At 46.0% G+C, this 8,406-nt stretch carries 7 protein-coding genes; 3 read left to right on the forward strand and 4 right to left on the reverse strand.

The genetic code is table 11. The features are described from left to right. Positions 1-433: 433 nt before the first annotated feature. From cas7c to H575_RS08355, 4 genes are all read right to left on the reverse strand, one after another. A complete protein-coding gene (gene cas7c / locus H575_RS08340; protein WP_042700753.1) occupies positions 434-1,300 on the reverse strand; it encodes a type I-C CRISPR-associated protein Cas7/Csd2 in 867 nt (288 codons plus the stop codon). Positions 1,301-1,303: 3 nt separating this feature from the next. Next, positions 1,304-3,067: a type I-C CRISPR-associated protein Cas8c/Csd1 gene (gene cas8c, locus H575_RS08345; protein ID WP_081406721.1), complete on the reverse strand. Its 1,764-nt coding sequence runs from the start codon at positions 3,065-3,067 to the stop codon at positions 1,304-1,306. Continuing rightward, complete coding sequence (gene cas5c, locus H575_RS08350; RefSeq protein WP_052320043.1) at positions 3,064-3,672, reverse strand: type I-C CRISPR-associated protein Cas5c; 609 nt, start codon at positions 3,670-3,672, stop codon at positions 3,064-3,066. Before cas5c ends, cas8c begins: the two co-directional genes overlap by 4 nt. A 156-nt stretch (positions 3,673-3,828) precedes the next feature. Beyond that, the gene (locus tag H575_RS08355) at positions 3,829-6,048 is read right to left on the reverse strand and encodes a CRISPR-associated helicase/endonuclease Cas3 (protein ID WP_042700757.1); all 2,220 of its coding nucleotides are present in this window, start codon (positions 6,046-6,048) and stop codon (positions 3,829-3,831) included. Between the two features lie 139 nt (positions 6,049-6,187). Here H575_RS08355 and cas4 point away from each other — a divergent pair, with 139 nt between their 5' ends. The 3 genes from cas4 to cas2 are packed head-to-tail and all read left to right on the forward strand — an operon-like array spanning position 6,188 to position 8,178. Further along, entirely contained in the window at positions 6,188-6,862 is a 675-nt protein-coding gene (cas4, locus tag H575_RS08360; protein WP_081406723.1) for a CRISPR-associated protein Cas4, read from the forward strand. After that, the gene (cas1c, locus tag H575_RS08365; RefSeq protein WP_042700760.1) at positions 6,846-7,880 is read left to right on the forward strand and encodes a type I-C CRISPR-associated endonuclease Cas1c; all 1,035 of its coding nucleotides are present in this window, start codon (positions 6,846-6,848) and stop codon (positions 7,878-7,880) included. The genes cas4 and cas1c overlap by 17 nt, the downstream gene beginning before the upstream one ends. A gap of 7 nt (positions 7,881-7,887) precedes the next feature. Beyond that, positions 7,888-8,178, forward strand: coding sequence for a CRISPR-associated endonuclease Cas2 (gene cas2, locus H575_RS08370; protein WP_042700762.1), 291 nt, complete (start codon positions 7,888-7,890; stop codon positions 8,176-8,178). Positions 8,179-8,406 lie beyond the last annotated feature (228 nt).

Below are 8,406 nucleotides of genomic sequence, written 5' to 3' on the forward strand. Positions count from 1 at the left end.
GGACAGGGGCGGAAGGATGGGGAGACCGGTAAGCTATGAGATGAAAGTAGTTGGGATGAGTGTGGATATATGAGATTATTTAACCGCGAATAAGCCCAAATGAGCTTTGCTCATTTGAGGCGGCACGCAAGCCTTTGGCTTGCACACCTCCGCGAATTAACGCGCTCACAAATCAAAGATTTGCTCTCCGCTTCGGGCTTCCAGCCCTCGCTTGAATCGCATTTTCCTTGCGTTCGGGTGCTCTCTCAGGCTGATGCGTGCAAATCGAAGATTTGCGTGCCGCCTCAAATGGGCTTTGCCCATTTGGGCTTTTCAGACAGTCCTTCCTCAAAGAAAGTTCTTCGATGTGCGACCCGGCGCTTCTTTTGCTCCACGTGCCCACGAGGGGCACGACTTCAATGAAAAAAGGGAAATGCCGGAGTAATTTTCCGGCTTAGAGTTTCTCGATCAGTTCTACAGATTTTGGCACTTTATCCGTATCCACGTTGACCCTATAATCTTCAAAAGTGCGTGCCGGTTTTGATTCATCCTTTCTTTTCACAGAAATCAGATCAAACAATATGTGAGACGGAGCACATCCAAGAGCCGAATCGTGTTTGAACACGAATAACTTTCTCGTTGCCATCTTACCGCGTGCTGCCGAGTGATCGTGTTCGAACAGATTGATCAAAGCTTCCCAGAGCAGATCAAGATCCGTATCATCGAAACCGGTGACTTTCTGTGCAAGATTTGCGGAAATATATCCCTCAACACGATACAGGGCATACGGTACGATGTGTTTTCTTCCCATTTCATGCTCCTTCTTCTCTGCATCCTCTTTACTCGTCACCGCGACACGGGTGATCGTGATCTCCTGAGGCACGATCGGATCGATACTTCGGGCGAAATTGATCTGGACCGGACCTCTGACCTGTCCGCAGTTCACCTTCGTTGTCATGACTGCACCGAAAGCCCGGATGTCGTAGAAATTTTCACACATGAATCCCGTGATCTTTTTTGCATCCGCCTCATCTTTCGGCAGTTTCTTCTCTTCGGGTTTCATGTCGTAGTTCTTGTAGGCAAGCTCGTGCTGAGCATTCAAAACAGCTCCGTCGCGAACATAGATCTGGAAACCAGGTTCCTCCTCTTTAACCGTAGCCACGTAATCCCGGATCTTTCTCTTGATGCACACATCCGTCACGATTCCGTAACTCGTCTCAGGATCGATTCTGGGCATATTTCCTGCATCAGGGTCACCATTCGGGTTACCGTTTTCCACATCAAACAACATTACAAATTCATATCTGTTTTCAATTGCCATACTTCAAGCCTCCTGTAATTCTTTGTCTTCCTTTTTCGTGTAGATAAATTCGCGCTGGTGATAATAGCCCAGAACAAACTTGCCCTGATCTTCCAGATTGAAAGCTGCCGGAAATTCGGTCACACCGGACAAAATAGATTCCATCTGTTTATCGTAATACCGTCCATCGATCTTTGCGATATGATGCTGGGATAAATTCAGCAATGTTGGAAACACCAGTTTCGGGTTCGCCGAAGCCGATGCAAAATACCGTGACCGGATAGTTGCTGTACCATTTGCTTTCTGCTGTAATGCCTCCATCACAGCGAACAGCCTTCCAAGAGAATAGGCTGTATCTGTTGATTTTTGATTTAAACTCACTGTTAATTCCTCCATTTTTTCCGTCATGTTCTGTTTTTGATAATACCGTCTCAGATATGCTTTCAGATAGCCGACACGAATATAATCAATACCGTAATCATCTCCTGCCTCGGCACGTATCCTCATCAAAACAGCTGAATATACTGATGTCGGATACATATCTCCGGAAATGATCGCCCGAAACAATGCGGTCTCATATGACGAGGGAACATTTTCCCACCATTTTTTACTTGACTTCACCGTGATGCTTCTGAGAATATCCCCTATCGACACGATCCTCGATTTGAGTTTCGCGGATTTTACCACGTTCATATTTTCGGCATGCTCGCCGGTCTTCACAATGAAATTCTCAAGAGTATCCTCATACCAGAATCTGATAGATGCCCGGGCAACATTTGGAGCAAGACCGAGAATGTACGTTTTCACCTTAAACTCCGGGTCGTTCACTGCCTGACCTGATCTGACTTTTTTCAGAATATCAGAGATTTGTTGTTCGGTTAAACGATCTGAAGTATCTGCATCTTTTGGAGCATCTGCACCAAGAAGTGCCGAGATAAGAGATAATGCCTTACTGTCTTCTTTCCTGTCTGTCCAGAATACAACGGTCGTATCCCCTATCTGGATCCTGCTGTCATTTTTTGAAAGGAGAAAATTAAGTGCGGTCGTATACGCAAACATCGCTTTTTCAGAAACAGGCGCATTATAACTCTGGGTTTTTCCATATGAGGTAACCGATGGAAAATTGAAACCAACGATAACACACCCGGTTGTATTCGCGTCTGCTACTCCTTTAAGCTGGGTGTGCGTTTTTGCAAGAGGCTGATTCAAAAGTCCGGTAACCAGACACTGACCTCGTTCTTCTGATGAAGCAGAAGCATTGCAATACCTCTCCCAGACGTTCTTCGCTTCGGATCGTTCGTGGATGTAACCTTTTTCATCCGTCAGACGGAACACGATATTCCCGCTTTGATAGATTGGGTGATCTGCCGGAATATCGAGAGGGAGACCATCAACCCTGTTTTTGAGAAATGCTATCACTGCTTTGAGCCCGACATCCTCGGATGACCCGATGATTTTCCGATAGGCATCATATGCACTGCGCAAACGTTCGGGCATAGGGATCAGTTTTTTCTCCTTTTTGTCATACTCGAAACCAAGGAGAAACTTCGCATTATCACAGAGGAAGTAGGGCGGCGGGTTTTTCCCGCATCGACCGGCTTGTTCCGGGACACTCATCATTACCCGCTGTTTATTCTCAACCAGGGTGATAATGCCGTTAAAGTCCCCGTTTCGGGACAATTCAACAGCATATGAGCCCGGCACACTCGAATAATTTGGCTGGGCAACTCCCGATTCTGGATCCAAAATGAGATTATCGTATAACTCACACAAGGCGGTAAGTATCATACGTTCACCTCTTTGTGAAACGATTCGGGAATCGTAATAACTCCTTTATGCATTTGCGCACGGAAAAATTTCGGCGTCATATCATCGCTGAAATTAATGTCGTAGAGCATCCACCCAAGATCCCGGTCTTCGTCAATAGGGGTCTTTGAGAGCGGCTCTTCCACCAGTTCGAATGAAACGGGAAACTCTCTGCATCCAAAATAAGGCTGGTGATGACACTGACCTTTCCGTGCCCGTCGGAGAAATATATTGTAATGCTTCTCTTCCGTGTCATCATCGCCCGCTTTCTTTGTCATTTCAAAGTGAGCTTTGATAATATACTCAACATTTTTGAGCATCAGGGTCGCCCGCTGCTGCCGGTCCTTCTGGGTGTTTTGATAGAAGGGTTCTGCAGACCCTTTTTCAGAAACAGTTTTCATCAAAGGACCTGGATTTTTCATGATAGAGGAGACTTCATTTCGTCTGATATTGGAAAATGCGATCGGCTGCATGACCTGGATCTCATCGATCACCCAGCGAATCGCGGGTTTCCAATGGATCGCCTCCAGGATACCCCGTGCTGCTGATGGGGTGATGACATCGTAACTTACCCGTTCGACCTTCATTTCAGGCCGGGTAAAACATGCATAATCACCCCAAACTCGTAATGTAATTCCGTAGATAGTATCACCTCCTTAAGAATAGAGAATAAAAATAAAATTTATTCATTGATTGTTTAATTCACGCTATTGGCATGTAAATGTATCCTGTATATCCATGAATCAGAGGATATAATCAAACATATCCGGCTTTCCGGAAATATAGATCCCGGTGTCCTGGGCGTAAAATCGGCTTTGATTTTTCAAAACAACGAAGCTTTCGCCGAGTAATTCTAATGCGCCCTCATCATGAAGGTAATCAAGGTCTGCTTTTCTCACGTTCACACAGTAGGGTGAGATCTTTCTGATAAAACTGCGGATGAATTCAGGGGAATAATTTTTGATAAGTTGCTTCGCTTCATCATCGAATGGAATGATCACCGCACACCCGCTGTCGGATATCAGTTTGAATTTGTCGGATATGTCGGCAAAGGGAAATGCAGTTTCCGAAGTTGTGATTCCCTGCCGGCAAAGACCCAATACTCCTTTGTTGTCGAGCTGTTCTTTTCGGATATCGAATAATTTAGAGAAGTATTTCGCAATTGTATCCAGAGAAAGATAATCATCAGTCTGGATAGTGTGGGAAATTTCTGCGGTCTGTTTCACGTATCCGGCACCGGAATACGTTTGTTCGGGAGTGAAGATGTACACGTTCCCGCAAGAAAGTTTACCTTCACGATTACATCTTCCTGCAGCCTGATTTATTGAATCAACTCCTGCCAAAGAACGATACACGACCGGGAAATCGATATCGACTCCTGCTTCAATGAGCTGGGTCGATATGACACAGCAGGGTTCTTCGTTTTTGAGTTTTTTCCGTATCATTTCGATGACCTGTTTTCGATGCTTCGGACACATGTTTGTGCTTAAATGCAGGGTGTCTCCTGCTTCTTTCACAAGAGAGTAGAGATCTTTTGCATGTTTTTTGGTATTGACGATGCAAAGGACCTGCTGTTCTGATTTGAGGCAGGAAGCGATTTCGTCTATCGTTTTATTACCAAGGTTGTGTGCTTTTGCCCGTTTCATTATCTTTGCAAGTTCCTGATAGTTTGGAACAATGTTCCTGACCGATGTGCCTTTCGGGAAAACCTCGTTCTCTACAAAGTCAGGCTGGGTCGCTGTGCAGAGAACAACGGTGCAGTGATAATTTTTCACGAGTTCCGAAAGTGCATACATGCATGGGAGGAGAAATTCGTTGGGAAGAGCCTGGACCTCATCTAAGATTATGACACTGTTTGCAATGTTGTGGACTTTTCTGGCTCGTGACGGGTGAGAGGTAAAGAGCGACTCAAAGAACTGAACATTCGTGGTGAGGATCAGCGGAGCGTCCCAGTTTGCTGTGGCTAGAGAGAGGTTCTTGTTTTCTCCATACGGGGAGTCAGGTTCGACTTTTACCCCTGTTGGAAGAACGAAGTTGGAGTGGTGTTCAACGATATTGTTCCGACCAAAAATATCGGCATAGACTTTGGCATTTTGCTCGATGATCGAGGTGAAGGGAATAGTGTAGATTATCCTGCTCTGATGATTTTTCAGAGCGTGTTTCAAAGCAAAAGAGAGAGAGGAGAGCGTTTTCCCTCCGCCGGTCGGAACGTTGAGGGTGAAGATCCCCGGTTCTGTTTCAGCTGCTTTGTTGCAGGATGTGAGGATGTCGTTTCGAATTTTGTCAAGGTCGGAAGCTACCTTGAACTCTGCCATGCGTGCATCGAGTTTGTCATTGAATTCTTCGAGCGTAGGATACGTTCCTTCCGTTACATATCCATCCCATTGTGCAGCATCGGTCCTGTCCGCATCGACCAGACAGGAGTAAAGGAAGTGAGTGTAGAGAAAAAGCGAAAGAGCGAATTCATTCTGGTCGAGTTTTGATGGATCTTTCGGGATGAAGGTTTGTGTGGCGAAAAACTCCGAGAGGTCGGGGGACGTTTGGGGCATCTCGGTTTTCCATGCGGCATACAGATCTGGATTTGAATTTTGAAGACGTTGAAATAAACCGGATGCGTTGGCGTTTCCGCGATTGGGAAGCCCTCCATGGTGTCCCGCAATTATGTAGGACATGAGATGATATGCAAGCGATGAATAGGGATTTTGTTGTTCGTCTGCAAAGAGATCGGCTGTTTTTGCTCCGGCAGTCGAGTGATCAGTCTGAATGTTATCTCCCCTGATGCGTTTTTGAAAGTCATCGGAGTATTTGCCTATGTCGTGTAAGATCCCGCATATCTCGCCCATTTCCCGCGTAGTAAAGGTCTGCGCATATATTCCTGCAAGGATGGATACATTTGTCAAATGATCGGTAATGGTTTGATATTTCGTCCTGTCTTCATTACAACGTGCATAGTATTCAGTCATTAGATCAATTCCCGATGTTCTAATTTTACATTGCATTGACGAAGTAGTTTTGCAAAAACTTACTGAGATTCGAAACGAGATTGAACTCTTCGTAATTCCCGGGATACTTTCATGTATTCTCACTCTATATTATCCATTAATGAACCCGGATGACTACCTTATGGTAAGCGGGATCCAGCATTTTGCATTCTGTCCGCGTCAGTGGGCACTGATCCACGTAGAACAGCTCTGGGCGGAAAACGCACTTACCTTCTCGGGAAAACTCATGCACGACAATGCCGACGATCCTTTTTTTGTAGAGTCAAGAGGCGATATCCTTGTTTCCCGCAGTATCCCGCTCGTATCCCACAATCTGAAAATCTACGGAATTGCTGACGTCGTGGAGTTTCACCGTTCGCCATCCGGGGTAACCATTCCAAACAGGGACGGAACATGGACAGTGGTTCCAATAGAATATAAAAGGGGAAAGAAAAAGGAGGATGACTGCGATGAGGTCCAGCTCTGCTGTCAGGCGATGTGTCTCGAAGAGATGTACGGAACGGAGATCCCCAGCGGTTATCTGTATTACGGAAAAACCCGGCACCGAACGGAGGTGATCTTTGACGAAGAACTCCGCGAACATGTCGTCTCGCTTATTCGGGAAATGTATGCTATGTATGAAAACGGGATCACCCCCTCTGCTGAACTTAAAAAGCAGTGTGCAAGTTGTTCGATCCGGGATCTTTGCGTTCCAACTATATCTTCACGAAAAAAATCCGTCGACCGGTATCTTGATTCAATAATACAGGGGTATTCTCATGAGAAAACTGCGTAATGTGCTGTATGTGACAAATCCAAAGTCCTATCTTTCGCGGGACGGGGAAAGTATCGTTGTATCTGTTGAAAACCAGGAACTTGCCAGAGTCCCGATCCATAACCTGGAGGGGGTCGTATGTTTTGGTTTTATGGGAGCAAGTCCCGGGATGATGGCGCTGTGTAATGAAAATGATGTGGGGCTTTGTTTTGTTTCACCCTATGGAAAATTTATGGCACGGGTCGGCGGCAAGGTTTCGGGAAATGTGCTGCTCAGGAAACGTCAGTATGCCGTTTCGGATGATGAAGCAGCATCAGGAAAGGTCGCAGCACACTGTATTCTTGGAAAACTGATGAACTGCCGGACGGTTCTCCAGCGGTTTTCCCGTGATTATCCTGATATGGTTTCAAAGGAGTTTGAAGTGAATTTCAAACGGTTGTCCGAGGGTATTGTACAAATAAAAGCCGGAACATGTGGTTCGCTGAATGAGCTGAGAGGCTTTGAGGGTATTTTGTCGAAGTATTATTTTGACTGTTTTAATGATCTGATTTTGTCAACGGAACCTGAGTTTTCTTTTGAAAACAGATCGAGACGCCCTCCTCTGGATCGGGTGAATGCTTTGCTTTCATTTTCCTATACACTTATTGCGGCAGATTGTGCATCGGCTCTGGAGTCTGTGGGTCTCGATCCGCAGGTTGGGTTTCTGCACCGGGTCCGTCCGGGAAGACCGAGTCTGGCTCTTGATCTGATGGAGGAGTTTCGTCCGTATCTAGGAGACCGGTTTGTGCTGAGTCTCGTCAATAATCGGGTGGTGACGGCAGGTGATTTTGTGGTGAAGGAGAACGGAGCGGTTTTGCTGACTGATGATGCCCGAAAGACCGTTTTGCAGGCATGGCAGAAGCGGAAGAAGGAGGAGGTCATGCACGGGTATCTGGAGGAGAGGATGCCGGTCGGTCTTTTGCCGTATGCCCAGGCTATGCTTCTCGCCCGTTTTCTCCGGGGAGATATTGACGGGTATCCTCCGTTTGTGGTGAGGTGAGGGAGAGATGTTTGTTTTGGTTACGTATGATGTGAATACAGAGACCCCGGAGGGAAGACGCCGGCTTCGTCAGGTGGCACGGATTTGTAAAAATTTTGGGGTCAGGGTGCAGAATTCGGTGTTTGAGTGCGTAGTGGATTCTGTTCAGTTGATGGATTTGAAGTTCAGGATAGGAGAGGTTATTAATCCAGAAACGGATAGTGTTAGATATTATAATCTCGGAAAGCAGGGAAGAGAGCATGTTGAACATGTCGGAGCAAAGCCGGGTTTGAATGTGGATGATGCGCTGATTTTTTAGATTCTTTTTTTCGCGAAGGGGTTGTGCCCAGAGTTTTTCCGGGAGGTTCGCGATGTCTGCGGTTTTTGGTTTGTTTTTGGGTTTGGTGAAGATTTTGAATATTTCCAATGGAATATAATGTTTTACGTGTGGAACTTTCTGCTGATGAGGGAGGGAGAGAATTATATGGGTGGAGTTATAGTATATTATAGTTAGAGTCGTGCCCCCCGTGGGCACGTGGATTGAAAT

Origin of the sequence: Methanocorpusculum bavaricum DSM 4179 (genome assembly GCF_000430905.1) — an archaeon.
Lineage (GTDB): Archaea > Halobacteriota > Methanomicrobia > Methanomicrobiales > Methanocorpusculaceae > Methanocorpusculum > Methanocorpusculum parvum.